The sequence below is a fragment of the Sphingopyxis sp. genome (genome assembly GCF_050725655.1).
GTDB lineage: Bacteria > Pseudomonadota > Alphaproteobacteria > Sphingomonadales > Sphingomonadaceae > Sphingopyxis.
In genome coordinates this window covers 36,340-60,807 of sequence record NZ_JBOHHT010000066.1, presented here as the reverse complement: position 1 = coordinate 60,807, position 24,468 = coordinate 36,340, and the positions used below count along the sequence as shown (strand labels likewise).

Sequence of the window (24,468 nt, the reverse complement as noted above, 5' to 3'; positions counted from 1 at the left end):
TGCGCTCGTCGTCGAGCTCGACGACGCCCTTTTCGGAGAGCAGGTTGAGCGCCATCTCGACCATCGTCACCGCGCCTTCGACCAGCTTCTTGCGCGCCGAAATCACCGCCTCGGCCTGCTGGCGGCGCAGCATCGCGCCGGCGATTTCCTGCGCATAGGCGAGGTGGGTAAGCCCGCATTCGTCGACGGTGATCCCCGCGACGCTCAGCCGCTCGATCAGCGCCTTGCGCAGTTCGACCCCGACCTCGTCATGGTTGCCGCGCAGCGTGACTTCCTGATGCTCGATGTCGTCATAGGGATAGCGCGAGCCGATCGAGCGCACCGCGGCCTCGATCTGCGCCATCACGAATTCCTTGTAATCGTCGACGTCGAACAGCGCCTGCGCGGTGTCGGTGACGCGCCACACGACCTGCGCCGCCATCTCGATCGGGTTGCCACGCAGATCGTTGACCTTGATCTTGTCCGAAATCACGTTGTTCGCGCGCACCGCGATCTTCTTGCGGGAAAGCCAGGGCAGAACCCAGCGCAGCCCGCTTTCGCGGTCGGTGCCCTTGTACGCGCCGAACAGCTGGATCGCCGCGGCTTCGTTTGGATTGATGAGGTAAAAGCCGCAGAGGATCAGCAGGCCGATCACCGCCGAGGCAACGACAACGCCCCATTTCCATGCGACTTCGACCCCGCTGATGTTGGTGAACCCCGCCCAGGCGGCAAGGCCAAGCAGCAAGAACCAGATCAGCAGCATCAGATAACCGCTTTGCGTCAGCGCCCGTGTCTCGCGGCTGCGGTTCAGCGCCGGTGTCCCTGTTTCGACCATTTTGCCCTCCGAATCATTCGATATAAAGATAATATCACATTTATATCGAATCGGGCGGAGGTCAATCGGGATTTCGTGAGGGGGTGGTTTGTCGGCTTTGGGGTGGGGAGCGGGCGTTGCCTCCCCTCCCGCAAGCGGGAGGGGAGATCAAACGGCAGCTTCCGGTCGTTAGCAGCCATCCGACTTTCTTTGTCATCCCGGCGAAGGCCGGGATCTCGCCGGTGCGTAAATCCGCGAGGTTGAGATCCCGGCCTTCGCCGGGATGACGAACCTGGTGGGGCCGCTTTCAGTCGTTAGCGGTCACGATTGATCCAAAAACAAAGGGGGCGAAATCGCCCCCTTTGCCTCCCCGGTTCTATCCAGATTATTCGGTCGGGAAGCCGCGCTTTTTCAGCAGCGCCTTCACGTCGGGATCGCGGCCGCGGAAGGCGCGATACGCCTCGGCGCGGTCGGTTTCGTTGCCGGTCATCAGCAGGATGGTGCGGAACTTGTCGGCGACGGTGCGGTCCCAGGCGCCGCCGGCTTCGGTGAACGCCGCCCAGGTGTCGGCGTCCATCGTTTCGGACCAGAGGTAGCTGTAATAGCCCGCCGAATAGGCATCCGAGCTGAACAGATGGCCGAACTGCGGAAGGCGGTGCCGCATCACGATTTCTTTCGGCATGCCGATTTCGGCGAGCGTCTCGCGCTCGAACTTGTCGACGTCGGTCGGCGGCGTCTTGCGATCGTGCAGCTTCATGTCGACGATCGCGCTCGAGAGGTACTCGACCGTCGAAAAGCCCTGGTTGAACTTGTCCGACGCGAGGATCTTGTCGACCAGCGCCTGCGGCATCGGCTGACCCGTCTTGTAGTGCGTCGCGAATTTCGAGAGCACTTCGGGGGTCATCAGCCAATTCTCGTTTACCTGGCTCGGATATTCGACGAAGTCGCGCGGCACCCCGGCGAGCGCCGGGTAATAGATGTGCTGCAGCAGGTAATGGATGCCGTGGCCGAATTCGTGGAACAGGGTCGTCGCGTCGTCGAGGCTGATCAGCGTCGGCTCGCCCTTCGCGGCCTCGGTGAAATTATTGTTGTTCGATGCGAGGACATTGCGTTCGCCGCCGAGCGTCTGCTGGCTGCGATAGGTCGTCATCCACGCGCCCGAGCGCTTTCCGTCGCGCGCGAAATTGTCGAGGTAGAAGACGCCGACATTCTCGTTCGTCTTGAGATTATAAACCTCGAAGGTGCGGACCTTGGGATCGAAGACGGGGATCGTGCCGGTATTTTCGCGGAAGCCGAGGTCGTAAAGCTGGCCTGCCGACCAGAACATCGCATCGCGCAGCTTGTCGAGCTGGAGGTAGGGCTTCACTTCGCTTTCATCGAGGTCGTATTTCGCCTTGCGGACCTTCTCCGAATAGAAGCGATAGTCCCACGGCTCGATCGTGATCTTCGGACCCTTGCCGGCCTTGGCGTCGGCGTCGGCGATCGCCTGCATGTCGGCGACCTCTTCCTTCACGCGCGCAACCGCGGCGGGCCAGACCTTCATCATCAGGCCCATCGCGGCTTCGGGCGTCTTCGCCATCGTGTCGGCCATGCGGTAATTGGCGTGCGTCGGGAAGCCGAGCAGTTCGGCGCGCTGCTGGCGCAGCTTCAATATTTCGGCAATCGTCGCGTTGGTGTCGTTCGCGTCGCCATTGTCGCCGCGGCTGATAAACGCCTTGTAGACGCGCTCGCGAAGCGCACGGTTGGTCGCGCCCTGCATCACCGGCTGCGCCGACGAGCGGGTGTTCTTGATCGCCCACTGGCCGGGCTTGCCGTTCGCTTCGGCCGCCGCGGCGAGCGAGGCGACGAAGCCGGGCTCGAGACCCGCGAGTTCGGCCTTGTCGGTGACGAAGGTGTAGAGCTTTTCGTCGCCGAGCAGTTTCGACGAGAAGGCCGAGAACAGCCCTTCGAGCTTCGAGTTCAACTCGACCAGCTTCGTCTTGTTCGCGGGCGACAGGTTCGCGCCGTCGCGGACCATCTCGTCATAGCTGCGCTCGACGATGCGGATCTGTTGCGCGTTGAGGCCGCTGTTGTTCCGCTTGTCGTACACCGCCTTGTAGCGGGCGAAGAGCTTCGGCTCGAGGAATAGCTCGGTGTAAAAGGTGGTGAGCTTGGGGCTCCATTCGGCGTCGATGTCCTCGACGCGATCGTTCGACTTGTTCGACGTCTGCACGCCCCACAGCGCGAACAGCCGGTCCATCGTGTCGCCCGCGAGCATCATCGGGACATGCGTGTTCTCGAAGGTCGGCGCTGCGGGATTGGCGATCACCGCCTGAACCTGCGCCTTGGTCTCGGCCATGCCCTTGACGAAGGCGTCGGGGAACAGCTCGGGGTCCATCTTGTCCCACGGCGGCACCCCTTCGAAGGGGCCGGTCCAGGGGGCGAGCATCGGGTTCTGGCCCACAGGGGCGGCGGCCGGCTTGGCGGCGGTCGGTTCGGCGGCGGTTGCGGTGGTCATCTGGCTATAACCCACCATCATCGCGGTGGATGCAAGCATGATCGACAAATGACGGGCAAAAGGCTGCGCAGTGCGCGACATCGATAAATCTCCCCGGAGGATAAGGTTTCGAACGAAACCATGTCGGGGGCCGTCTTAACCAGATGTGACAGGGGGGTGCAAGCCGCCTAGGCGCCAAATTCCTGCTGGATCAGGCCAGGCACATCGACCCGGAAGCTGAAGATACCGCCCGCGTGGGGCTGCGCCTTGCGCTCCGCGTCGGTCAGGTTCTTGCCCGCGCTGGTGACGAAGGCGGTCTGGAGATCGGGTCCGCCAAAGGCGATCATCGTCGGACGCTGCACAGGCAGCTCGACCGTCTGGATCAGCTCACCCGCGGGCGAGATGCGCACGATGCGCCAGCCGTCCCACAGCGCCGACCAGTAGCAGCCCTCGGCATCGACCGCGGCGCCGTCGGGGCGGCCATTGCCGAATTCAAACTGGTGGAAGGCGCGGCCATTGCTCAGCGTGCCCGCGGCCGCATCGAAGTCAAAGGCGCGGATCGCGTGGGTCGGCGTGTCGGCGTGGTAGAAGGTGCGGCCGTCCGGGCTGAAGGCGGCGCCGTTGCTCGTCGTCAGCTGTCCGAAGATTTCGGTCAGCGATCCGTCGGGGTCGAGCCGGTACAGCGTCGCGGCGGGGTTTGCCTTGTCGCTCGTCAGGCTGCCGACCCACAGCCGGCCCAGGGCGTCGACGCGGCCGTCGTTGAAGCGCTGCTCGGGCTTGTCCGCGAGCACGGCCGGCCCGAAGGGACGCGGCACGGCGCCCCAGTCGTCGATCAGCGCGCAGTCGTTTTCGAGCGCCGCGACCAGCCCGCCGCCCACGCGCGGTGCGATGCACCCGACTTGCTCCGTTAGTTCCATGACCTCGTCGGCGCCCGTTGCAGGATCGGTGCGATGGATTTTGCGGCCATCGATATCGACCCAATAGAGGCGGGCTTCGGCGTCGTGCCATAAGGGCGATTCGCCGAGCAAAGCGCCGGCATCGAGAAGCAGTTGGACCATGGAAGGGGTCTTAGCGCGCGCCGCCGATGCTGCCCAGCGGCTGCAAACCTATTCGCTGTGCCGCCGCTCCGCGCGCGTTTGACGCATCTTCGCTGCCGTAGCGGCATTTCTACTTGACGTGGACGTAAACGTAAGGTCATTTGGCGATTGAAGCCTGCATCGCTCGATGCGGGGCAATGGCGTATCGGCTCCGACAGACAGGCCGGGCGTCTCCTGGGAAAAAGGAAGAAGCATGTCGCTCGATAATCTGTCGCGCTCCGCCTACTCCGACGATCATGAGGCGTTTCGCGCCACGGTCCGTCAGTTCCTCGAAAAGGAAATCGCGCCGAACGCGGCGCAATGGGCAGAGGACAAGATCGTGCCGAAGTCGATCTGGCCGAAGGCGGGCGAACTCGGCATGCTGTGCCCGACGGTGCCCGAGGAATATGGCGGGCTCGGCCTCGATTTCGGCTATAATGCGATCGTCGATGAAGAGAGCGCCTATTACGGCCGCGCGACGACGGGCTTCTCGCTCCAGTCGGACATCGTCACCAGCTATATCGTCAAATATGGCAGCGAAGAGCAGAAGAAGCACTGGCTGCCCAAGATGGTCGCGGGCGAGGTGATCACCGCGATCGCGATGACCGAACCGGGCACCGGCAGCGATCTTCAGGGGATGCGCACGACCGCGAAGAAGGATGGCAATCATTATGTCATCAATGGGTCGAAAACCTATATCACCAACGGCCAGAACGCCGACCTGATCCTCGTCTGCGTCAAGACCGACACCGAGGTTCAGCCGGCGTGGAAGGGCGTATCGATCGTGCTCGTCGAGGCCGACCGCGAGGGCTATGAGCGCGGCCGCAACCTCGACAAGATCGGGCAGGACGAGGCCGATACGTCGGAGATGTTCTTCAACGACGTGCGCGTGCCGATCACCAACTGCCTCGGCGAAGAGGGCAAGGGCTTCATCTATCTGATGAGCGAGCTGCCGCAGGAACGCCTGTCGATCGCGGTATCGGCGCAGGCATCGGCGCAGCGCGCGTTCGACGACACGGTCGAGTTTACCCGCGACCGCAAGGCGTTCGGCAAGCCGATCCTCGATTTCCAGAACACGCGCTTCGTGCTGGCCGATCTCAAGACCAAGCTGCAGGTCGGTTGGGCGCATCTCGACTGGGCGCTGTCGCGGCACCTGAAAAAGGAATTGACCCCCGAAGAGGGCGCCGGGGCGAAGCTGTGGCACACCGAGCTTCAATGGGAAGTGATGGATAAATGCCTCCAGCTTCATGGCGGCGCGGGTTATATGAACGAATATCCGATCGCCCGCGCCTGGCGTGCCGCGCGCGTCACCCGCATCTTTGGCGGCACGAACGAGATCATGAAGGAACTGATCGGGCGCAAGCTCTGACGACTAAGCCCCTCCCCTTCAGGGGAGGGCAGTGAGACTGGTCCGGCGTAGCCGGGCCTTAGTCGAGCGGGGTGGGGGCCATCGGCCTTGCGCAACCTCGACGGCCCCCACCCCAACCCCTCCCCTGAAGGGGAGGGGCTTTTAAGTGAAAGGAACTCCCCATGGCTCATGCTTATATCGTCGACGCCGTCCGCACCGCGGGCGGCAAGCGCGGCGGCCGGCTCGCCGGCGTGCACCCCGTCGACCTCGGCGCCGCGGTGTTCGATGCCATCGCCGACCGCAATGATTTCGACACATCGAAGATCGATGACGTCATCACCGGCTGTGTGTCGCAGGGCGGGCAGCAGACGATGGATTTGGGCCGCAACGCCGTGCTCGCATCGAAGCTTCCCGACTCGATCCCTGCGGTCACCATCGATCGCCAGTGCGGATCGTCGCAGCAGGCGATCCAGTTCGCCGCGCAGGCGGTGATGTCGGGAACGCAGGACATCGTGCTCGCCAGCGGCATCGAAAGCATGACGCGCGTGCCGATGGGCAGCGTTGCGACGCTGTTCATGAAAGAGGGGCTCGGCCATTATAAGTCCGAGCGGCTCGAGGAAAAATATCCCGGCATCATGTTCAGCCAGTTCATGGGCGCCGAGATGATCGTCAAGAAATACGGGCTGACCAAGGACGACCTCGACGCCTATGCGCTCGAAAGCCATCGCCGCGGCAAGGCGGCGACCGAGGCGGGTCATTTCAAGCGCGAGATCGTCGGGCTTGAGATCGACACCCCCGAAGGCCGCCAGACCCACCTTGTCGACGAGGGCATCCGCTTCGACGCGACGCTTGAAGGCATCGCCGGGGTCAAGATTTTGCAGGAAGGCGGCTCGATCACGGCGGCGACCAGCTCGCAGATTTGCGATGGCGCCTCGGCCGCGCTCGTCGTGTCCGAACAGGCGCTCAAGGATCATGGCCTGACCCCCCGCGCGCGCATCCATCATATTTCGGTGACCGCGGGCGATCCGGTGATCATGCTCGAAGAGCCGCTGTTCGCGACCGAACGCGCGCTGAAAAAGGCGGACATGAAGATCGGCGATATTGACGCTTACGAGGTCAACGAGGCGTTCGCACCGGTGCCGCTGGCGTGGCTGCAATATCTTGGCGCCGACCATGGCCGGCTCAACCAGCATGGCGGCGCGATCGCGCTCGGCCACCCGCTCGGCGCCTCGGGCACCAAGCTGATGGCGACGCTGCTCGGCGTGCTCGATGCGACCGGCGGCAAGTACGGCCTCCAGACGATGTGCGAAGGCGGCGGCCAGGCCAACGTCACGATCATCGAGCGGCTTTGATATTCTTTAAGCCCCTCCCCTTCGGGGGAGGGGCAGAGAGACTTGGTTCGGCGTTAGCCGGGCCTTAGTCGAGCGGGGTGGGGGCTATCGGCCTTGCGCAACCTCGACAGCCCCCATCCCAACCCCTCCCCTGAAGGGGAGGGGCTCTAAAAGGAGAAATTCATGAAACTCGATTCCACCGTATCCGCCGTCGTCACCGGCGGCGCCTCGGGCCTTGGCGCCGCCACCGCTCGCCTGCTCGCCGCGAAGGGCGTCAAGGTCGCGATCTTCGACCTGCAGGAAGAAAAGGGCCTCGCGATCGCAGCCGAACTCGGCGGCATCTTCTGCGAATGCAATGTCACCGACGACGCGAGCGTCGATGCCGCCTTCGCCAAGGCGCGCGAAGCGCATGGGCAGGAGCGCATCCTCGTCAATTGTGCGGGCACCGGCAACGCGATCAAGACCGCGAGCCGCTCGAAGGAAGACGGCAGCATCAAGCATTTCCCGCTCGATGCGTTCAACTGGATCATCCAGATCAACCTCGTCGGGACCTTCCGCTGCATCGCCAAGTCGGCGGCGGGCATGCTGACGCTCGACCGACAAGAAGACGGCGAGCGCGGCGCGATCGTCAACACCGCCTCGGTTGCGGCCGAGGACGGCCAGATCGGCCAGGCGGCCTATTCGGCATCGAAGGGCGGCGTCGTCGGCATGACGCTCCCCATCGCGCGCGATCTTGCGTCGGAGAATATCCGCGTCAACACGATCCTGCCCGGCATCTTCGACACCCCGCTGCTCGCCGGCGCGCCGCAGAATGTCCGCGATGCATTGGGCGCCTCGGTGCTCAACCCGAAGCGCCTCGGTGTGCCGGCGGAATATGCCAATCTCGCGATGTGCATGATCGAGAATGGCTATTTCAACGGCGAAGACGTCCGCCTCGACGGCGGCATCCGCATGGCGCCGCGCTGACATGCCGAAACCGGAAAGCTGGCGGCTCGACGCCGCCAGCTACCCCGTCTGCATCGAATTGCAGACGCGCTTTCAGGACATGGACATCAACGGCCACCTCAACAATGTGGCCTTTGCCGCGCTGTTCGAGAGCGGCCGGGTGCTGTTGAACCGGCAGGTCCGTCCGCTCGACGAGCGCCCTTCGAACGAGCGGACGATGGTCGCGGCGGTCGAGATCAATTATCTGGCCGAGGGCAATTTCCCCGATCCGGTAAAGATCGCGACGGGCATCGGCCGGCTCGGCACCTCAAGCTGGACGATCGTGCAGGCGATGTTCCAGAACGGCCACCCGATCGCGAGCTGCGATACCGTCGTCGTATGCCGCACCGACGGTCAGGCGAAACCGCTCCGCGCCGAGATGGTCGCGGAGCTTGAGGCGAATCTGGTGAAGCCGGCCTGAATTTCTTCTCCCTTGATGGGAGAAGGATACGAAGCCTTGGCGCGGAGCGGCTAGGCGGAGTTGGATGAGGGTGACGGCTCGTCACCGCACCGCCATCCTGGGCCGGAGCCGCACCCCCACCGCTGCGACTAGGCAGCCAGCTGCCAAGTCTCGCTGCCTCCCCATCGAGGGGGAGGGGGTGAAAAAATCAGAGATTCTTGTCCGCATCCGGCACCGAGCGGATCAGGTCGCGCGCGAAGCCGATCAGGCCGATCTGGCGGCGGCGCTTCAGCCGTTCGGCGCGCAGGATCGCGCGGACCTCGTCGAAGCAGCCTTCGACATGGTCGTTGATCAGCACATAGTCGTAGCCGTCCCAGTGACTGATCTCGTTCGCGGCGCGTTCCATGCGCGCGGCGATCACTTCGTCGCTGTCGGTGTTCCGCGAGCGCAGGCGCCGTTCGAGTTCGTCCATCGTCGGCGGCAGGACGAAGACGCGCACGACGTCGGGGCCGGCCTCCTGATAGAGCTGCTGCGCGCCCTGCCAGTCGATGTCGAAGAGGACGTCCTTGCCCGCTTCGAGCAGTTCGTCGACCCGCGCGCGCGGCGTGCCGTAACGGTGGCCGAAGACGTGCGCCCATTCGAGGAATTCGCCGTCGGCCGCCATCTTCTTGAAGCTGTCGGTGTCGACGAAATGATAATGGACGCCGTCGATTTCGCCCGGACGCGGCGGACGCGTCGTCGCGGAGATCGAGAGCGCGATGTCCTTGTCGGCTTCGAGCATCATTCGCGAAATGGTGGTCTTGCCCGCGCCCGAGGGCGAGGAGAGGACGAACAACACGCCGCGGCGGTTCAGGTGGACGCTTTCAGCCATGGGCGCTATTCGCCAAAGCAGCAGCGCGGGTCAAGCGTCGTATGTTTATATGCTTTGTTTCCGTTATACGGAACAAAGCGCCGTACCGGCCCGCTCCCCCACCCGGCCTCCCAAACCAGTTTACGCTGTGGGAGGCCGGGTGGCGAGCGGGCCGGTGCAGGTTCCACCTTGGTGGAACAGGGGGAACGGGGCATGGCAGGAATTTCACGAACGGGTTGGCTCGTCGCCGCGGCGCTGGTCGCGCTGCTCGCCGCGATATTGATCGGAATGGGCCGCCCGCCGATCTGCCCGTGCGGCACGATCAGCCTGTGGCACGGCAGTGTCCAGTCGAACCAGAACAGCCAGCAGATTTCGGACTGGTACAGCTTCAGCCATGTCATCCACGGCTTCATTTTCTATGGCGTGCTGCGCTGGATCATGCCGCACCGGCCGATGTGGGTGCCGCTCGCGATCGCGATCGGCGTCGAGGGCGCATGGGAAATCCTCGAAAATTCGCCGATCATCATCGACCGTTATCGCGAGGTGACGATGGCGTTCGGCTATTCGGGCGATTCGGTGCTCAATTCGGTCAGCGATACCTTGTTCATGGTGCTGGGCTTCGTTGTCGCCGGCAAGCTGCGCTGGTGGGTAACGGTCGCGCTCGCGGTCGCCTTCGAACTCTTCACGCTCTGGACGATCCGCGACAATCTGACGCTCAACGTGCTAATGCTGGTCTCGCCGGTCGAGGGGATCAAGGAATGGCAGGCGGACGCTTAGTGTAGCGAGCTGCTCCGCGCATTTCCTTCGACCGGGATGGCGGGCGGCAGGGCATCGCCTATCGTCTGTCCGTCGGTCGGTATTTTCGCAGTTCCGGCATAGGTATCGACCACGCCCGCATTCGCGAGTTCTGGATCAAGAGCATGCGCCTCGGCCGCCGCCTTGCGCGCCTCGGCGCGCTCGGCCCATTTCTTGGTGAGATAGCCCGCCGCGACCGTCGCCGCGAGGATGGCATAGCGCTGCGGGAAGAGGCGTCGCGCTGCAAAGAGCGTTCCCGCGCCGATGACCGCGCCGGCCATGGGATGATTGCCTTTTTGGCGTCCAATGGCGCTGCCGAGAACGCCGCCTACGATACGACCGATCATCTTCATCTCTCCTTCCCCTCATCAATCCCCGGAAGGCGCCACGGGTTCCCGTTCAGCCCTCCGGCCCCAGCATCGTGCGCGGATCGACGACGCGGTCGAAGGTCGCGGCATCGACATAGCCGAGGTCGAGTGCGGCTTCCTTCAGCGTGCTGCCGGTTTCATGCGCGTGCTTTGCGATCTTCGCCGCCTTGTCATAGCCGATTTCCGGTGCGAGCGCGGTGACCAGCATCAGCGAGCGGTTCATCAGTTCGTCGATGCGGGTCAGATTGGGCTCGATCCCGACAACGCAATGTTCGGTGAAGCCTGCCATGCCGATCGCGAGCAGTTCGATCGAGCGCAGCACATTCGACCCCATCAGCGGCTTGAACACGTTGAGTTCGAGATGCCCCTGCAACCCGCCGACGGTAACCGCCTGATGGTTGCCGATCACTTGCGCGGCGACCATCGTCAGCATCTCGCACTGGGTCGGGTTGACCTTGCCCGGCATGATCGAGCTGCCGGGCTCGTTCGCGGGCAGGTCGAGTTCGCCAAGCCCCGCGCGCGGACCCGATCCGAGCAGGCGGATGTCGTTCGCGATCTTGGTCAGCGCGACCGCGAGCGTGTTCAAGGCGCCGGAGAAGAAGACGAGTGCGTCGTTCGAGGCCAGCGCCTCGAACTTGTTGGCCGCGGGTTCGAACGCGATGCCGGTGCTTTTCGACAGTTCCGCGGCCATCGCGACGTCGAAACCCGCGGGGGCGTTGAGCCCGGTCCCGACGGCGGTGCCGCCTTGCGCGAGCTTGCAGATATTGTGCGCGAGCGCGCCCTCGATCCGCGCGCGGCACGCGATCAACTGCGCGACATAGCCCGAAAATTCCTGCCCCAAGGTCAGCGGGGTTGCGTCCTGCAAATGGGTGCGGCCGATCTTGACGATATCGCCCCACGCTCGCGCCTTGGCTTCGAGCGCGTCGGTGAGGGTTATAAGCGACGGCAACAGCCGCGCCGTCGTCTCGACTGCGACCGCGACATGCAGTGCGGTCGGGAAACTGTCGTTCGACGACTGGCCCATGTTGACATGATCATTGGGATGCACCGGCGATTTGCCGCCGCGCGTCCCGGCGAGCTTCTCATTCGCAACGCCCGCAATCACTTCATTGGTATTCATGTTCGACTGGGTGCCGCTGCCCGTCTGCCAGATCGCGAGCGGAAACTGATCGTCATAGCGACCGGCGACAACGGCTTCGGCCGCGGCGTCGATCGCGTCGGCGAGGCCGGCATCAAGACCATGACTCCGATTGACCCGCGCCGCCGCACCCTTGATCCGCGCAAGCGCGTGGACGATCGGCATCGGCATGCGCTCGTGCGCCGGGAATGCGAAATTGTGGCGGCTGCGTTCGGTTTGCGCCCCCCAATAGGCGTCGGCGGAAACTTCGATCTCGCCGATACTGTCGCTTTCAATTCGCGTGCTCATGCCACCAGCATCCTTGTCACCAGCACCGAGCCCGCCCAGATCATCGCGACCAGCCCCAGCATCTGCCAATATCCACCCTCGCCGACGCGGCGGCGCAGCCAGGCGGCGGCGAGCCACGCGAGCACGAGCGCCGGGGTCAGGATCAATACGCTAAAGCGCAGCAGGCCGTCGGCAATCTGTCCGCGCGGAGCATCGCCCTGTGCCAAGGCATAGCCTTCGACCCCCCACCAGAAAGCGGCGGTGAGCACGACCATGCCCGCGAGGGCCCAATATTGCCAGAAACGGCTGGGAGGCCAGGCAGGGCCGCCCATCGCGTCAGCGCTTCTTGCCGAAGTCCACCGTCACGACGTTCGATCCATCCTCGGCCGTAACCTCGGGGCGATCATTGTCGGCTTCGTCATGCGGTTCGGGCTGGGTTTCGTCGTCGTCGCTGACCTGGAACTGCAATCCGAAATCGACCGACGGATCGACGAAGGCGGTGATCGCGGCATAGGGGATGGTCAGGATCGACGGCGTCTGGTTGAACGACAGGCCGACGCTGAAATGATCGTCTTCGACCTTCAACTCCCAGAAGCGGTTTTGCAGCACGATCGTCATTTCGTCGGGAAATTTGGCGATCAGATGCGCGGGAATGTCGACGCCAATCGCCTGCGTCTTGAAGGTAATATAGAAATGATGCTCGCCGGGCAGGCTGTCATAGCCAACGATCTGGCTGAGTACGCGGCCGACCACGGCGCGCAGGGCATCCTGCACGATTTCGTCATAGGGAATCAGGCTGTCGCGTACATCGTCACTCATGGGGCGAGGGGATGAACGCGCGCCGCGCGCCGGTCAAGGGGGGAGAATCGCCTTGCAACGTGAAATACAGGCTCTAAGGCGTCGGCCATGCGTACCGCCACCGTCCAGCGCACGACCAAGGAAACGGATATCGCGATCGCCGTCAATCTCGACGGAACGGGCGAATATTCGGTGTCCACCGGCATCGGTTTCCTCGACCATATGGTCGAGCAATTGTCGCGCCATTCGCTGATCGACATCTCGATGCAGGTGAAGGGCGATCTTCATATCGACCAGCATCATACCGTCGAGGATTCGGCACTCGCGCTCGGCGAAGCGGTGGCAAAGGCGCTCGGCGACAAACGCGGTATCGCGCGCTACGGCGAGGCGCATGCGCCGATGGACGAGACGCTGACGCGCTGCGTGCTCGACATTTCTGGACGCCCGCACTGCATTTACAAGTCGGCCTTCTCGCAGCCGCGGCTCGGCGAAATGGATACCGAGATGTTCCCGCACTGGTTCCACAGTTTCGCGCAGGCGGCGGGGATCACGCTGCACATCGAGATGCTGTACGGCGAGAACAACCATCACATCGCCGAAAGCATGTACAAGGCGCTCGCGCGCGCGCTGCGCCAGGCGGTCGAAATCGACCCGCGCAAGGGCGATGCCATCCCCTCGACGAAGGGGGTCTTGTGATACCCCCCCTCCCGCAAGCGGGAGGGGTAGCGAGACTTGCGAACTTGTTCGCTAGTCGCAGCGGGGTGGGCAATAACGCCGACGCCGCTGCCCACCCCACTGCGGCTAGCCAGCAAGCTGGCAAGCCTCGTTCCCCCTCCCGCAAGCGGGAGGGGGATTGAATGATCATTGCCCTGATCGACTATGGCGCGGGCAATCTTCGCTCGGTGCATAATGCGCTCGTCGCTGCGGGCGCCGACAATGTTGCGGTCACTGCCGACCCCGATGCCGTTGCGAAGGCCGACCGCATCGTGCTGCCCGGCGTCGGCGCGTTCGCGGCGTGCATGAACGGCCTCTCGGCGATCGAAGGGCTGGTCGACGCAATGGAGCGGCGCGTGCGCGGCGAGGGAGCGCCCTTTCTCGGCATTTGCGTCGGCATGCAGCTGCTCGCCGATGCGGGCGAGGAGCATGGGCGGCACGCCGGGCTCGGCTGGATCGGCGGCACGGTACGCGCGTTCGATCCGCAACCGGGACTCCGCATCCCGCACATGGGCTGGAACGACGTTATTCCCTCGTTCGCGCACCCGGTGATCGCGGCGGGCGAAGCCTATTATCTGCACAGCTATCATTTCGCCGACGCACTCGATGTCGCCGCGACGAGCAGCCATGGCGCGCCGTTCACCGCGGCGGTGGCCAGGGACAATATCGTCGGCGTCCAGTATCATCCGGAAAAAAGCCAGGCCTATGGCCTCGCGACGCTCGAAAGGTTCCTGAATTGGCGTCCGTAGATTCCGGCCTGACCATCTTCCCCGCGATCGACCTCAAGCGCGGGCAGGTGGTGCGGCTCGCCGAGGGCGATATGGCGCGCGCGACCGTCTATGGCGACGACCCGGCGGCGCAGGCGCGGCTGTTTGCGGAGGCGGGGGCGTCGCACCTGCATGTCGTCGATCTCGACGGCGCCTTTGCGGGGGTGAGCGTCAACGGCGCGGCAGTCGAGAGCATCATCGCGACCTTTCCGGGAAAGGTGCAGGTCGGCGGCGGAATTCGTGACCGTGCCGGCGTCGACCGTTGGCTCGCGCTGGGCGTCGAGCGTGTGATTATCGGCACCGCCGCCTTGAAAGACCCCGAGTTTGTCAAATCCGCCGCGCGCGACCTGCCCGGCCGGATCGTCGTCGGGGTCGACGCGAAGGGCGGCATGGTCGCGACCGAGGGCTGGGCCGATGTCTCCGACGTGCGCGTCGAGGATCTCGCGCGCCGGTTCGAGGATGCCGGCGTTGCGGCCTTGCTCTTCACCGATGTCGGCCGCGACGGGCTGCTCAAGGGCTGCAATGTCGAGGCGACGGTTGCGCTTGCGCTGGCCGTCGCCATTCCCGTGATCGCGTCGGGCGGCGTTGCGGACTTGGGCGACATCCACGCCTTGCGCCCGCATGTAGCGAACGGCATCGAAGGCGTGATCACCGGCCGCGCGCTCTACGACGGCCGGCTCGATCTGGCCGAAGCGATCGCGGCAGGGGCGGCATGACCGTCCGCGTCCGCGTCATTCCCTGCCTCGACGTCGCCGACGGCCGCGTCGTGAAGGGCGTGAATTTCGTCGACCTGCGCGATGCGGGCGACCCGGTCGAAGCGGCGCGTGCCTATGACGCCGCGGGCGCCGACGAGCTTTGTTTCCTCGACATCTCGGCAACGCACCAAGGCCGCGGCACCTTGCTCGACATGGTCAGCCGCACCGCCGAGGTCTGTTTCATGCCGCTCACCGTCGGCGGCGGGGTGCGCAGTGCCGACGATGCGCGCGCGTTGCTGCTCGCAGGCGCCGACAAGGTCGCGGTCAACAGCGCCGCGGTCGCGCGGCCCGAACTGGTCGCCGACATCGCCGACCGTTTTGGCAGCCAGTGCGCCGTCGGCAGCATCGATGCGCGGCGCGTCGAGGAGGGCCGCTGGGAAATCTTCACCCACGGCGGGCGCAAGCCGACGGGTATCGATGCGCTCGATCATGCCGTCCGTCTTGCCGAACTGGGCGCGGGCGAGTTGCTGGTCACCAGCATGGACCGCGACGGCACGAAGGACGGCTACGACCTGACGCTCACCCGCGCGATCGCCGATGCGGTCAGCGTGCCGGTCATCGCATCGGGCGGCGTCGGCAATCTCGACCATCTCGTCGCGGGCGTGATCGAGGGCGGCGCGAGCGCGGTGCTCGCCGCGAGCATCTTCCATTTCGGCGAAGCGACGGTCGCCGAGGCGCATGCGCGGCTCGCTGCCGCCGGATTGCCTGTCCGCGCGCATTAATCCGCTCGCGGGGTGGCCACGCGAGGAAGGGGCTGCAATAGAAGTCCCATGACCTCGAAACTCCGCATCGCCGACCGCACCAACGACATCTTCCCGATTCTGGGCTTCGTTGCCGCGATGGCGAGCCTCGCGATGCCGCTCAACGCCTGGGTCGTCGCGTTCATTCTCGCGGGGGCGGTCATCGCGGCGGTCCACCATGCGGAGGTCATCGCGCATCGCGTCGGCGAGCCGTTCGGCACTTTGATCCTCGCGCTCGCGGTGACGGTGATCGAGGTCGGGCTGATCCTGACGTTGATGCAGGCCGAACCCGAAAAGGCGCAGACGCTCGCGCGCGACACGGTGTTCGCGGCGGTGATGGTGATCCTGAACCTTTTGATGGGTCTTTGCCTGCTCAGCGGAGCGATCCGCCATCACGAACAGCGCTTCCAGCGTACTGGGATCGGCGCCGCGCTCGCGACGCTGACCGTGCTCACCGTCGTCACGCTGGTCCTCCCCAATTTTACGTCGAGCGTGCCGGGACCCTTTTATTCCGCGACGCAGCTTGGCTTCGTGGCGGTCGTTTCATTGATTCTTTATGGCACCTTTGCGCTGGTGCAGACGGTTCGCCACCGCGACTATTTCCTTCCCGACGGCGATGCCGACGGCGACGGTGAGCCCGACGCGCACGCCGCGCCGCCGAGCGTCCAGCGCACCGCGATTTCGGGCGCGCTGCTGCTCGCCAGCCTGGTCGCGGTCGTGCTACTCGCGAAAAATCTGTCGCCGATCATGGGCGCGCTGCTCGCCGACTGGGGCGCGCCGCCGGCGGTGCTTGGCGTGTTGATCGCGGCGCTGATCCTGGCGCCGGAAGGTATGGCAGCGGTGCGTGCGGCGAAGGCCGACCGGCTCCAGACCAGCCTCAACCTCGCACTCGGCTCGGCGCTCGCAACGATCGGCCTCACCATTCCGGCGGTCGCGATCCTGTCGATCATGACCGACCTGCCGATCAGCCTCGGGCTCGATGCCAAGTCGACCGTGCTGCTCTTCCTGTCGCTGATCGTGTCGGTGCAGACGCTCGCGAACGGCCGGACGACCGTGCTGCAGGGGGTGATCCACCTGATGCTGTTCGCGATCTATCTGTTCACGACCTTCGTGCCGTAAGGCGCGTCACGTCTTGCGAACGAACACCGTTCCCGCCGAATAGCCCGCGCCGAAGGAGCAGATCAGCCCGGTTTCGCCCGCCGTCATATCCTCATGATGGAGGTGGAAGGCGATGATCGACCCGGCGCTCGACGTATTGCCATAGGTATCGAGCACCGTCGGGCTCTCGTCATCGCTCGCCTCATGCCCCAAGACCCGCTGCGCGATCAGGCGATTCATGTTGGTGTTCGCCTGATGCAGCCACAGGCGGCGCATGTCGCTGCCTTCGAGGTTCAGCGCCTCCATCTGCTCGACGATCAGATTGGCAACCCACGGCACGACTTCCTTGAACACCTTGCGGCCTTCCTGGACGAAAAGCTTGTCGCTTTTCGGTCCCGACTGGTCGATGCCGCCATGGCCGCGGTTGAGGAAGCCGAAATTGTTGCGGATGTTGTTGCTGAACTGCGTCTTCAGCTTGGTGCCGAGGATGTCCCAATGCCCTGCAGGCGCGATAGCCTTGTCCTCGACGAGGATCGCTGTCGCGACGTCGCCAAAGATGAAATGGCTGTCGCGGTCGCGCCAGTTCAAATGGCCCGAACAGATTTCGGGATTCACGACAAGGACGCTCTTCGCATGGCCCGCGCGGATATAGTCGGCGGCGGTCTGGATGCCGAAGGTCGCCGACGAGCAGGCGACATTCATGTCGAACGCGAAGCCGTCGATGCCGAGCGCGTCCTGAATTTCGACCGCCATCGCGGGATAAGGGCGCTGCATGTTCGACGCGGCGCAGAGCACAGCGTCGACCTGGCGCGTATCGCGGCCCGCGCGTGCGAGCGCGTCCTTTGCCGCGAGGACGCCGATTTCGGCAAGGATCGAAAGCTCGTCATCGCCGCGTTCGGCGATCCGCGGCGCCATATGTTCGGGGTCGAGAATGCCCGCCTTGTCGACGACGAAGCGCGATCCGATGCCGCTCGCCTTCTCGATGAATTCGACGCTGGATTCAGCAAGTTCGACGACATCGCCGGCCGCGATGGCGTCCGCATTTTCCCTATTGTGCAGCGCAACATACTGGTTAAAACTGGCGACAAGTTCTTCGTTGGAGATGCGTTCGGCGGGGGTGAAAAGGCCGGTTGCGGAAATGACCGGCTGCGGTGAATGCGACATGATGGCTCTCGTGCGTCTTACAGTTACAAGACACGCTGATTAGGCCCGGTCGCGGCGCCGCGCAACGCCCACAAACCGGCTGAACAATCACCGACACTATGGTTAACCCGCCACTAACCATTATGGTGGCAGACTGTTTGATGCAGGCCTCCGGGGGGATGGCTCCCCGGGCGCCGTGCGGGAGCACGACCATGGTTACGCGTTCTGGGCGTTCGGGACCGGCAGCAGGCGACCTGTCGATATCGGAAATCAAGGAATTTGCGGGCTTTCCAGCGGCGACGCAGCGCTACATTCGCCGCTCGCTCGACATCGGGCTTGAACGCGACGATGCGATCGCGCGCTGGTCGCGCGACATGGTCGAGGAAACCGCGATCCGCGTCCAGGCACGCGTTTATCAGCGGCTCGTCGAAATTCGCGGGCATATCCCCGACGACAGCGGGCTCGATGCGCTCGAACATTTCATAGCGCCGCTGATCGCGGTGTCGGCGTTCGACCTGGGGCAGGACCGGCTGCACGCCTTTGCGCCCTATCGTTTCCTGTATGAACGATTGCTCGGCGGACATGCGCGGCCGTGGCTGCCCGGCGCCTTTTGCGCCGCGGCATCGCTGCCGCATTTGCACCCCGACAAGCGCAAATTGCTCCTCCAGTCGATCAGCGAAGCGGCCGCGACCGCGCCGGGCTGGTCGGCGCGCGAGCCGAGCTTCTATCCGGAATGGGTCGACAAGATCGACGAGACCCGGCCCGCGAATTGACGAGGGAGGGCGGCGCCCGTCGGGATGCCGCCCGGATTACCTACCTCAGAGCACTGCCCGATAGAGGCCGAAGGCGCTGGTCGCGGTCAGCACGATACCGACCATGACCAACATCACCTTGGGTGAAAAGCGCTTGGCCATCATCGCGCCCAGCGGGGCGGCGGCCACGCCGCCGATGATCAGCCCCAGCGTCGGCCCCAGAATCTCGGAGAAGCCGAGGTTCCAGATGAACGCGATCGACACCGAAACGGCGAGGAAGAATTCGACGCTGTTGACCGTGCCGACCACCTTGCGCGGTTCGCCGCCCTGGACGAGCAGGTTCGAGGTCACAACCGGGCCCCAGCCGCCGCCGCCCGCCGCGTCGAGGAAGCCGCCGACGACCGCCAGCGGCGCGACGATCTTGGGCTTTGCGATCTTGGGCGGATAGAGCAGGCCCCGAATGAGCAGCCACACGCCGATCAGCACCAGATAGCCCAGGACAAAGGGCTTCACGACATCGGCGTGAAGCGACGAGAGGACATAGGCGCCCAGAACGCCGCCGATGACCCCTGGGATCAGCAGGCGCCAGAACAGCGGCCAGTCGATGTTGCGATGGAATAAATGGCTGAGCCCCGACGCGCCGGTCGTGAAGATTTCGACGACATGGATACGCGCCGACGCCGTTGCGGGTGGCACGCCCAGTACGGCGACGAGCAAGGTGTTACAGATGACGCCGAACGCCATGCCCAGTGCGCCATCGACGAGCTGGGCGGCAAAACCGATGACGATGAACGGCAGGAGCGCGGTAAAGTCGATAGCCGCTAATTCAGTCATATGTCATCCCAACTCTTTTGATTGAGAACCTGCTGCCGGGATTCCCTTGTCGGCGCCAGCCCAATTTTTCTGCTGGCGGCAAAGGGATTTGTTTCCGCGCTCGATCAAACCTCTGCGAACGGGCTCAGCCGGTGACGTCGTCGGGCAGGTAATCGCGGACATAGTCGATGAACGCGCGCAGTTTCGGCATCACCTGCTTGCGGCTGGGATAGTAAAGGAACAGCCCCGAGGTCGAGCATGCAACGTCGCCCAGCACCAGTTCGAGCTGGCCCGAAGCGACGAGCGCCTTGACCACCGGTTCGGCGGTCATGCCCATCGCCACCCCGGCGTGCACGGCGACCATCATCGCGGTAAAGTCGTTGACGATCACGGGCCCGGTCACCCCGACCTCGATCTCGCGATTTCCCTTCTCGAACGTCCAGGGCATCAGCGCGCCGCTTCCCATGCGCATGCGCACGCAGCGATGGTTGCGCAGGTCATCGGGGCTTTCCGGACGCCCGTGCTTCGCCAGATAGCCCGGCGTCGCGACGGCGACGAACCGGAACGGCCCGGTCAGGCGGACGGCGATCACATCGGCGTCGAGCGATTCGCCCATCCGCACCCCGGCGTCAAAACCGCCGGCGCTGAGATCGGCGAGCGCGTCCTCGGCGTAGATTTCGAGTTCGATCTCGGGATAGGTTTCGCAAAAGCCCGCGATGATCGGTTCGAACAGGGGCTGGACCGCGCCGCGCATCAGGTTGATACGGAGCCGGCCCGCGGGCCGGTTGCCGAGATTGCGGGCGGCTTCATAGGCGTCACCGAGGCCGGCATAGGCAGGCGCGGCGCGCTCGAGGAACATCTCGCCCGCCTGCGTCAGCCCGACGCTGCGGGTGGTGCGCATGAACAACGGCGCGCCGACGCGCGCTTCAAGTCCCCTGATCGTCTGGCTGATCGCCGAGGGAGAGACGCCAAGATCGACCGCCGCCGCGGAAAAGCTCCGCCGTTCCGCAACACGCAGGAAGGCTTCGATCCCGTCGAGCACCCCATGGGGGATTGTTAAATCCTGCTTCAAAGCACTTGCAGATTATAGAGGATTATCTATCTGCGCAACCGCGACTAAAAAGGTTGCACAAAGAAACGAAAGGAAACCTCTCCCATGGCCTATCAGCTCTCCTCTTATCGCCGCTTTCCCGCCGCTTTTGCAATCGTCGCCGCTTCGGCTCTCGCGTTCACCGGCCTGATTGCAACCGCAACCCCCGCTTACGCCCAGTCGGGTGGCGATTATCGCTGCGCCGGTCTGGCCGAACAGGCCCATGTCGCCGCCGGCGGCGTCGAAGGCGCCAAGCAGTCGAGCGCCAAGCGCTTTGTTTCGACCGGCAAGAAGCTGTGCGAAGCGGGCAACGAACGCGCCGCCGCCAAGCAGTTCCGCGCCGCGCTGAAGATCGCCGGCGTCGCCGAAGTCGAAACCGACAACCAGATGGCCTCCCGTTAATTTGGGGCGCTAAGACAGACCGACACCAATCTCCGGACCGTCTCCTCTCCCTCTCCCCGACGGATCCACATAACTGGGGCGGCACTCGATACGAGGCCGCCCCATTTGTTTGTGCGCGGCGCATGGTTTAGGGTGACGCCCATCATGCCCGGCAAGAAACCCCGCCGCGAAACGCCCGCCGATCGTTCGGCCGCGAAGGCTGCGATACCGCTGTGCCGGTACGAAGAATTGGCGATGCGTGAAAACCGTCTGCGGCGCGACGCCGCGAAACCCGAGCCGGGCAACTAGATCCGCCGGTAGCGGAAATACCAGACCTCATGCCCCTGCGCGCGCGCCTTGGCCTCATAGCGTGTTTCGGGCCAGCCGCCGGGGCGGACCTGGAAATCATGCGAATCCTGCGCCAGCCATTCGAACTGGTGGCGATGGCGGCGCATCACCATCAGCGCGTGCTGAAGATAGATGGGATGGTCGGTGCCGAAACGGAATTCGCCGCCGGGTTTCAGCTTCGCCGCGATCAGGTCGAGCGGGCCGTCGTTCATCATCCGCCGCTTGGCATGGCGCGCCTTGGGCCAGGGATCGGGATGGAGCAGATAGGTGAAGCTGAGCGCGCCGTCGGGAATCCGCCGCAGCACTTCCAATGCATCGCCGAAATGAATGCGGACATTGCCCAGCGGCAGCCGCTCGCCCCCCTGTCCCTTCAGATGGGGATCGCCCGAAACATGCACCAGCGCCTGCGCGACGCCGTTCAGAAAGGGTTCGGCGCCGATAAAGCCATGGTCTGGTAGCATGTCGGCGCGCCCTGCCATATGCTCGCCGCCGCCAAAGCCGATCTCGAAATGGAGCGGACGCCCCTGTCCCTCGGCGTAACCGAACAGAGCTTCGGCGGTGACCTCGCCTTCGGTGGGCACCGCGATCTGCGGCAGCAGCGTGTCGATCAGATTCTGCTGGCCCGCGCGCATGGGCTTGCCCTTCGAACGGCCATAGAGGCGGTTGATCGTTGTCGGGTCGCCGGGTTTGTAAGCAGTCATGGCGCGCGCGTTAGCCCCAAGGCCGCGCGGCGGCAAGCCGCTCGTCTAGAGTCGCGTGAAGTCGATGGCCGCGTGGCGATCGAGCGTCTGCGATGCGTCGGGCAGCGGATATTTGAGCCCGGTGGCGCAGTTGAAGAGCAGCGCGGTCTCGCCGTCCTGTACCCAGCCCCCGGCGCGCGCCTGCCGCCATGCCGCGAGCGTCGCCCCGCCCTCGGGGCAGAGCAGCAGGCCGTCGCTGCGCGCGGCGTCATCAACGGCTTGCTGAATTGCGGCGTCGCTGACCGCCATCGCGCGGCCGTTCGATTCGCGCACCGCATCGAGGATCAGGAAATCGCCGACCGCCTGCGGCACGCGGATACCCGCGGCGATCGTATGAGCATCTTCCCAGCGGACCGCATGGCGTTCGCCCGCCTCCCACGCGCGTACCATCGGCGCGCAGCCCTCGGCCTGCACCGCGACCATGCGCGGCAGCTTGTCGGTGATCCAGCCGATCGCCTGTAACTCAGCGAACGCCTTCCACATGCCGATCAGCCCGGTGCCGCCGCCGGTGGGGTAGAAAATGACGTCGGGCAGGTGCCAGCCGAATTGTTCGGCCAGTTCGAGCCCCATCGTCTTCTTGCCCTCGATTCGATAGGGTTCTTTCAGCGTCGACAGGTCGAACCAGCCGTTCGCCGCCGCGCCTTCGCGCACCAGCTTGCCGCAATCGTCGATCAGCCCGTTGACGCGGTAGACGCGCGCGCCCTGCGCCGCGATCTCGCGCACATTGATCTCGGGCGTATCGTCGGGGCAGAAGATGATCGCCTCGATCCCCGCCTGCGTCGCATAGGCGGCCGCGGCGGCGCCGGCATTGCCGTTGGTCGGCATTGCGATGCTGGTGACGCCCAGCTCGTTCGCCATGCTGATCGCCATCACCAGCCCGCGCGCCTTGAACGATCCGGTAGGCAGGCGGCCCTCGTCCTTGACGAGCAGCGTGCCGGGCGCGGCGCCCGCGGCCGCCGCAACCTTGTCGAGCGCGATGACCGGCGTGTCGGCTTCGCCGAGGCTGATAATGTTCTCGGCGCGGCGCACCGGCAGCAGCTCGCGCCACCGCCACAGGTCGCGCGGCCGAGCCGCTATTGCGGGTTTGTCGATCGCCGCTGCAACGCCGGCGAGGTCATAGCGGACGAGCAGCGGTCGCCCGGCGTTCGAGAGGCCGTGCAGGACATCGGCCTCGTACCGCTCGCCGGTCAGCCCGCACTCGAGATGCGTGACGAAGGTCGGCCGCTCGGCCGTCAGATTGGCGTTGAGCGGCAGCACTGCGCTCAATTTGCGAGCGCAGCCTTCAGCTTGTCGACCAGGTCGGTGCGTTCCCACGGGAAGCTGTCGCCCTCCGATGTGCGGCCGAAGTGGCCGTAGGCCGCGGTCTGCTTGTAGATCGGCTTGTTGAGCCCGAGATGGGTACGGATGCCCTTCGGCGTCAGGCGCACGAGCTGCGGGATGACCGCCTCGAGCTTGCCCTCGTCGACGGTGCCGGTGCCGTGCAGGTCGACATAGATCGACAGCGGCTCGGCGACACCGATCGCGTAGCTGAGCTGGATGGTGCAGCGGCGCGCGAGGCCCGCGGCAACGATGTTCTTGGCGAGATAGCGGGTGACATAGGCGGCCGAACGGTCGACCTTGGTCGGATCCTTGCCGCTGAACGCGCCGCCGCCGTGCGGGCTCGCGCCGCCATAGGTGTCGACGATGATCTTGCGGCCGGTCAGCCCGGCGTCGCCGTCGGGGCCGCCGATCTCGAAACGGCCGGTCGGGTTGATGTGATAGACGGTGTTCGCGGTCAGCAGTTCGGCGGGCATCACATCGGCGATCACGCCGAGAACGTACTTGCGCAGCTCGGTGTATTTCGCTTCGTCGCCTTCGCCATTGTGGAAGAAGTAACCCGGCGCATGCTGGGTCGACACGACGATCGCGGTCGCCTCGACCGGGCGCTCGTTGGCGTAGCGCAGCGTGACCTGGCTCTTGGTGTCGGGTTCGAGGAAGGGCGCGGTGCCCGCCTTGCGGTCGGCCGCCATGCGCTCGAGGATCTTGTGGCTGTAATCGAGCGTTGCGGGCATCAAATCGGGGGTCTCGTCCGACGCATAGCCGAACATGATGCCCTGATCACCGGCGCCTTCATCCTTGTCGCCGCTTTCGTCGACGCCCTGCGCGATATGCGCCGACTGGCCGTGGAGGTTGTTTTCGAAGCGGAAGGTCTTCCAGTGGAAACCGTCCTGTTCGTATCCGATTTCGCGAACCGTGTTGCGCACGGCGGCTTCGATTTCCTCGAGCGCACCCGGCGCCCATTCGTCATTCTCGAACACACCCTTGCAGCGGATTTCGCCGGCAAGGACCACAAGCTGCGTGGTCGTCAGCGTCTCGCATGCGATGCGCGCTTCGGGGTCTTTCGACAGGAACAGGTCGACGATCGAATCGCTGATCTGGTCCGACACCTTGTCGGGATGTCCTTCGGACACGCTTTCGGAGGTGAAGAGGAAGCTGTTGCGCATGGAGAGCCTTCTGTGAACGG

The 24,468-nt window shown here is 64.7% G+C and carries 27 protein-coding genes; 13 read left to right on the top strand and 14 right to left on the bottom strand.

Going from position 1 to position 24,468, the window contains the following annotated elements; genetic code table 11:
- The 3 genes from ACREBX_RS09525 to ACREBX_RS09515 all read right to left on the bottom strand — a co-directional run.
- Positions 1–814: SPFH domain-containing protein (locus tag ACREBX_RS09525; RefSeq protein ID WP_431561501.1), on the bottom strand; the 814-nt coding region annotated here is incomplete at its 3' end.
- A 364-nt stretch (positions 815–1,178) separates the two neighbouring features.
- Complete coding sequence (locus ACREBX_RS09520; RefSeq protein WP_431561500.1) at positions 1,179–3,371, bottom strand: M3 family metallopeptidase; 2,193 nt, start codon at positions 3,369–3,371, stop codon at positions 1,179–1,181.
- Between the two features lie 86 nt (positions 3,372–3,457).
- Positions 3,458–4,327: an SMP-30/gluconolactonase/LRE family protein gene (locus ACREBX_RS09515; protein ID WP_431561499.1), complete on the bottom strand. Its 870-nt coding sequence runs from the start codon at positions 4,325–4,327 to the stop codon at positions 3,458–3,460.
- Between the two features lie 232 nt (positions 4,328–4,559).
- On the opposite strand from ACREBX_RS09515, the gene ACREBX_RS09510 reads away from it, so the two are divergent.
- From ACREBX_RS09510 to ACREBX_RS09495, 4 genes are all read left to right on the top strand, one after another.
- Positions 4,560–5,714 (top strand): acyl-CoA dehydrogenase family protein, encoded by a 1,155-nt coding sequence (locus ACREBX_RS09510; protein WP_431561498.1) that lies wholly within the window; start codon positions 4,560–4,562, stop codon positions 5,712–5,714.
- 161 nt (positions 5,715–5,875) lie between these two features.
- Positions 5,876–7,045 (top strand): acetyl-CoA C-acetyltransferase, encoded by a 1,170-nt coding sequence (locus ACREBX_RS09505; RefSeq protein ID WP_431561497.1) that lies wholly within the window; start codon positions 5,876–5,878, stop codon positions 7,043–7,045.
- 162 nt (positions 7,046–7,207) lie between these two features.
- A complete protein-coding gene (locus ACREBX_RS09500) occupies positions 7,208–7,990 on the top strand; it encodes an SDR family NAD(P)-dependent oxidoreductase (RefSeq protein WP_431561496.1) in 783 nt (260 codons plus the stop codon).
- Between the two features lies 1 nt (position 7,991).
- Positions 7,992–8,429: an acyl-CoA thioesterase gene (locus tag ACREBX_RS09495; protein WP_431561495.1), complete on the top strand. Its 438-nt coding sequence runs from the start codon at positions 7,992–7,994 to the stop codon at positions 8,427–8,429.
- 187 nt (positions 8,430–8,616) lie between these two features.
- Here the strand turns inward: ACREBX_RS09495 and gmk are convergent, their stop codons facing one another.
- Positions 8,617–9,279 (bottom strand): guanylate kinase, encoded by a 663-nt coding sequence (gmk, locus tag ACREBX_RS09490; RefSeq protein ID WP_431561494.1) that lies wholly within the window; start codon positions 9,277–9,279, stop codon positions 8,617–8,619.
- A 192-nt stretch (positions 9,280–9,471) separates the two neighbouring features.
- Here gmk and ACREBX_RS09485 point away from each other — a divergent pair, with 192 nt between their 5' ends.
- Positions 9,472–10,035: a DUF2585 domain-containing protein gene (locus ACREBX_RS09485; RefSeq protein WP_431561493.1), complete on the top strand. Its 564-nt coding sequence runs from the start codon at positions 9,472–9,474 to the stop codon at positions 10,033–10,035.
- Here the strand turns inward: ACREBX_RS09485 and ACREBX_RS09480 are convergent.
- The 4 genes from ACREBX_RS09480 to ACREBX_RS09465 are packed head-to-tail and all read right to left on the bottom strand — an operon-like array spanning position 10,032 to position 12,645.
- Positions 10,032–10,400: a hypothetical protein gene (locus ACREBX_RS09480; RefSeq protein ID WP_431561492.1), complete on the bottom strand. Its 369-nt coding sequence runs from the start codon at positions 10,398–10,400 to the stop codon at positions 10,032–10,034. The genes ACREBX_RS09485 and ACREBX_RS09480 overlap by 4 nt on opposite strands.
- 52 nt (positions 10,401–10,452) lie before the next feature.
- Entirely contained in the window at positions 10,453–11,847 is a 1,395-nt protein-coding gene (fumC, locus tag ACREBX_RS09475; RefSeq protein WP_431561491.1) for a class II fumarate hydratase, read from the bottom strand.
- The gene (locus ACREBX_RS09470) at positions 11,844–12,158 is read right to left on the bottom strand and encodes a hypothetical protein (RefSeq protein ID WP_056372563.1); all 315 of its coding nucleotides are present in this window, start codon (positions 12,156–12,158) and stop codon (positions 11,844–11,846) included. The genes fumC and ACREBX_RS09470 overlap by 4 nt, the downstream gene beginning before the upstream one ends.
- 4 nt (positions 12,159–12,162) lie before the next feature.
- Positions 12,163–12,645 (bottom strand): SspB family protein, encoded by a 483-nt coding sequence (locus tag ACREBX_RS09465; protein WP_431561490.1) that lies wholly within the window; start codon positions 12,643–12,645, stop codon positions 12,163–12,165.
- A gap of 87 nt (positions 12,646–12,732) precedes the next feature.
- On the opposite strand from ACREBX_RS09465, the gene hisB reads away from it, so the two are divergent.
- From hisB to ACREBX_RS09440, 5 genes are all read left to right on the top strand, one after another.
- Positions 12,733–13,320, top strand: a complete 588-nt coding sequence (gene hisB, locus ACREBX_RS09460) for an imidazoleglycerol-phosphate dehydratase HisB (protein ID WP_431561489.1) — start codon at positions 12,733–12,735, stop codon at positions 13,318–13,320.
- A 161-nt stretch (positions 13,321–13,481) separates the two neighbouring features.
- The gene (hisH, locus tag ACREBX_RS09455) at positions 13,482–14,087 is read left to right on the top strand and encodes an imidazole glycerol phosphate synthase subunit HisH (RefSeq protein WP_431561488.1); all 606 of its coding nucleotides are present in this window, start codon (positions 13,482–13,484) and stop codon (positions 14,085–14,087) included.
- An 8-nt stretch (positions 14,088–14,095) separates the two neighbouring features.
- Positions 14,096–14,821 (top strand): 1-(5-phosphoribosyl)-5-[(5-phosphoribosylamino)methylideneamino]imidazole-4-carboxamide isomerase, encoded by a 726-nt coding sequence (gene hisA / locus ACREBX_RS09450; RefSeq protein WP_431561505.1) that lies wholly within the window; start codon positions 14,096–14,098, stop codon positions 14,819–14,821.
- Complete coding sequence (gene hisF / locus ACREBX_RS09445; RefSeq protein WP_431561487.1) at positions 14,818–15,582, top strand: imidazole glycerol phosphate synthase subunit HisF; 765 nt, start codon at positions 14,818–14,820, stop codon at positions 15,580–15,582. Before hisA ends, hisF begins: the two co-directional genes overlap by 4 nt.
- 48 nt (positions 15,583–15,630) lie before the next feature.
- Positions 15,631–16,719, top strand: coding sequence for a calcium:proton antiporter (locus ACREBX_RS09440; protein ID WP_431561486.1), 1,089 nt, complete (start codon positions 15,631–15,633; stop codon positions 16,717–16,719).
- A gap of 6 nt (positions 16,720–16,725) precedes the next feature.
- On the opposite strand, the gene ACREBX_RS09435 is transcribed toward ACREBX_RS09440, so the two are convergent.
- Positions 16,726–17,862: a beta-ketoacyl-ACP synthase III gene (locus tag ACREBX_RS09435; protein WP_431561485.1), complete on the bottom strand. Its 1,137-nt coding sequence runs from the start codon at positions 17,860–17,862 to the stop codon at positions 16,726–16,728.
- A 191-nt stretch (positions 17,863–18,053) separates the two neighbouring features.
- On the opposite strand from ACREBX_RS09435, the gene ACREBX_RS09430 reads away from it, so the two are divergent.
- Positions 18,054–18,614 carry a hypothetical protein gene (locus ACREBX_RS09430; RefSeq protein WP_431561484.1) on the top strand — a complete coding sequence of 187 codons (561 nt, stop codon included), beginning with the start codon at positions 18,054–18,056 and terminating at the stop codon, positions 18,612–18,614.
- 45 nt (positions 18,615–18,659) lie between these two features.
- Here the strand turns inward: ACREBX_RS09430 and ACREBX_RS09425 are convergent, their stop codons facing one another.
- Together ACREBX_RS09425 and ACREBX_RS09420 are read right to left on the bottom strand one after the other, a co-directional pair.
- Positions 18,660–19,427, bottom strand: a complete 768-nt coding sequence (locus ACREBX_RS09425; protein WP_431561483.1) for a sulfite exporter TauE/SafE family protein — start codon at positions 19,425–19,427, stop codon at positions 18,660–18,662.
- A 124-nt stretch (positions 19,428–19,551) separates the two neighbouring features.
- A complete protein-coding gene (locus ACREBX_RS09420) occupies positions 19,552–20,478 on the bottom strand; it encodes a LysR family transcriptional regulator (RefSeq protein WP_431561482.1) in 927 nt (308 codons plus the stop codon).
- An 84-nt stretch (positions 20,479–20,562) separates the two neighbouring features.
- Here ACREBX_RS09420 and ACREBX_RS09415 point away from each other — a divergent pair, with 84 nt between their 5' ends.
- Together ACREBX_RS09415 and ACREBX_RS09410 are read left to right on the top strand one after the other, a co-directional pair.
- Positions 20,563–20,898 carry a hypothetical protein gene (locus tag ACREBX_RS09415; RefSeq protein WP_431561481.1) on the top strand — a complete coding sequence of 112 codons (336 nt, stop codon included), beginning with the start codon at positions 20,563–20,565 and terminating at the stop codon, positions 20,896–20,898.
- 144 nt (positions 20,899–21,042) lie between these two features.
- Positions 21,043–21,186 (top strand): hypothetical protein, encoded by a 144-nt coding sequence (locus tag ACREBX_RS09410; RefSeq protein WP_431561480.1) that lies wholly within the window; start codon positions 21,043–21,045, stop codon positions 21,184–21,186.
- Here ACREBX_RS09410 and trmB read toward each other — a convergent pair.
- Genes trmB through metK form a run of 3 tightly spaced genes read right to left on the bottom strand, consistent with a single transcriptional unit; the run spans position 21,183 to position 24,448 of the window.
- Entirely contained in the window at positions 21,183–21,926 is a 744-nt protein-coding gene (gene trmB / locus ACREBX_RS09405; RefSeq protein ID WP_431561479.1) for a tRNA (guanine(46)-N(7))-methyltransferase TrmB, read from the bottom strand. The genes ACREBX_RS09410 and trmB overlap by 4 nt on opposite strands.
- A gap of 45 nt (positions 21,927–21,971) precedes the next feature.
- Positions 21,972–23,231, bottom strand: a complete 1,260-nt coding sequence (locus ACREBX_RS09400; RefSeq protein ID WP_431561478.1) for a threonine synthase — start codon at positions 23,229–23,231, stop codon at positions 21,972–21,974.
- The gene (gene metK, locus ACREBX_RS09395; protein ID WP_431561477.1) at positions 23,228–24,448 is read right to left on the bottom strand and encodes a methionine adenosyltransferase; all 1,221 of its coding nucleotides are present in this window, start codon (positions 24,446–24,448) and stop codon (positions 23,228–23,230) included. The genes ACREBX_RS09400 and metK overlap by 4 nt, the downstream gene beginning before the upstream one ends.
- Positions 24,449–24,468: the final 20 nt, after the last annotated feature.

Excerpts from the sequence above, each read along its gene's own strand:
- ACREBX_RS09480 (WP_431561492.1), bottom strand. The coding sequence starts at position 10,400 with ATGATCGGTCGTATCGTAGGCGGCGTTCTCGGCAGCGCCATTGGACGC.
- ACREBX_RS09505 (WP_431561497.1), top strand. The coding sequence starts at position 5,876 with ATGGCTCATGCTTATATCGTCGACGCCGTCCGCACCGCGGGCGGCAAG.
- hisF (WP_431561487.1), top strand. The coding sequence starts at position 14,818 with ATGACCGTCCGCGTCCGCGTCATTCCCTGCCTCGACGTCGCCGACGGC.
- ACREBX_RS09415 (WP_431561481.1), top strand. The coding sequence starts at position 20,563 with ATGGCCTATCAGCTCTCCTCTTATCGCCGCTTTCCCGCCGCTTTTGCA.
- ACREBX_RS09470 (WP_056372563.1), bottom strand. The coding sequence starts at position 12,158 with ATGGGCGGCCCTGCCTGGCCTCCCAGCCGTTTCTGGCAATATTGGGCC.
- ACREBX_RS09515 (WP_431561499.1), bottom strand. The coding sequence starts at position 4,327 with ATGGTCCAACTGCTTCTCGATGCCGGCGCTTTGCTCGGCGAATCGCCC.
- ACREBX_RS09425 (WP_431561483.1), bottom strand. The coding sequence starts at position 19,427 with ATGACTGAATTAGCGGCTATCGACTTTACCGCGCTCCTGCCGTTCATC.
- ACREBX_RS09520 (WP_431561500.1), bottom strand. The coding sequence starts at position 3,371 with ATGTCGCGCACTGCGCAGCCTTTTGCCCGTCATTTGTCGATCATGCTT.
- ACREBX_RS09465 (WP_431561490.1), bottom strand. The coding sequence starts at position 12,645 with ATGAGTGACGATGTACGCGACAGCCTGATTCCCTATGACGAAATCGTG.
- ACREBX_RS09485 (WP_431561493.1), top strand. The coding sequence starts at position 9,472 with ATGGCAGGAATTTCACGAACGGGTTGGCTCGTCGCCGCGGCGCTGGTC.
- ACREBX_RS09435 (WP_431561485.1), bottom strand. The coding sequence starts at position 17,862 with ATGTCGCATTCACCGCAGCCGGTCATTTCCGCAACCGGCCTTTTCACC.
- ACREBX_RS09510 (WP_431561498.1), top strand. The coding sequence starts at position 4,560 with ATGTCGCTCGATAATCTGTCGCGCTCCGCCTACTCCGACGATCATGAG.
- ACREBX_RS09500 (WP_431561496.1), top strand. The coding sequence starts at position 7,208 with ATGAAACTCGATTCCACCGTATCCGCCGTCGTCACCGGCGGCGCCTCG.
- metK (WP_431561477.1), bottom strand. The coding sequence starts at position 24,448 with ATGCGCAACAGCTTCCTCTTCACCTCCGAAAGCGTGTCCGAAGGACAT.
- ACREBX_RS09440 (WP_431561486.1), top strand. The coding sequence starts at position 15,631 with ATGACCTCGAAACTCCGCATCGCCGACCGCACCAACGACATCTTCCCG.
- fumC (WP_431561491.1), bottom strand. The coding sequence starts at position 11,847 with ATGAGCACGCGAATTGAAAGCGACAGTATCGGCGAGATCGAAGTTTCC.
- ACREBX_RS09495 (WP_431561495.1), top strand. The coding sequence starts at position 7,992 with ATGCCGAAACCGGAAAGCTGGCGGCTCGACGCCGCCAGCTACCCCGTC.
- hisH (WP_431561488.1), top strand. The coding sequence starts at position 13,482 with ATGATCATTGCCCTGATCGACTATGGCGCGGGCAATCTTCGCTCGGTG.
- hisB (WP_431561489.1), top strand. The coding sequence starts at position 12,733 with ATGCGTACCGCCACCGTCCAGCGCACGACCAAGGAAACGGATATCGCG.
- trmB (WP_431561479.1), bottom strand. The coding sequence starts at position 21,926 with ATGACTGCTTACAAACCCGGCGACCCGACAACGATCAACCGCCTCTAT.
- ACREBX_RS09410 (WP_431561480.1), top strand. The coding sequence starts at position 21,043 with ATGCCCGGCAAGAAACCCCGCCGCGAAACGCCCGCCGATCGTTCGGCC.
- gmk (WP_431561494.1), bottom strand. The coding sequence starts at position 9,279 with ATGGCTGAAAGCGTCCACCTGAACCGCCGCGGCGTGTTGTTCGTCCTC.
- ACREBX_RS09430 (WP_431561484.1), top strand. The coding sequence starts at position 18,054 with ATGGTTACGCGTTCTGGGCGTTCGGGACCGGCAGCAGGCGACCTGTCG.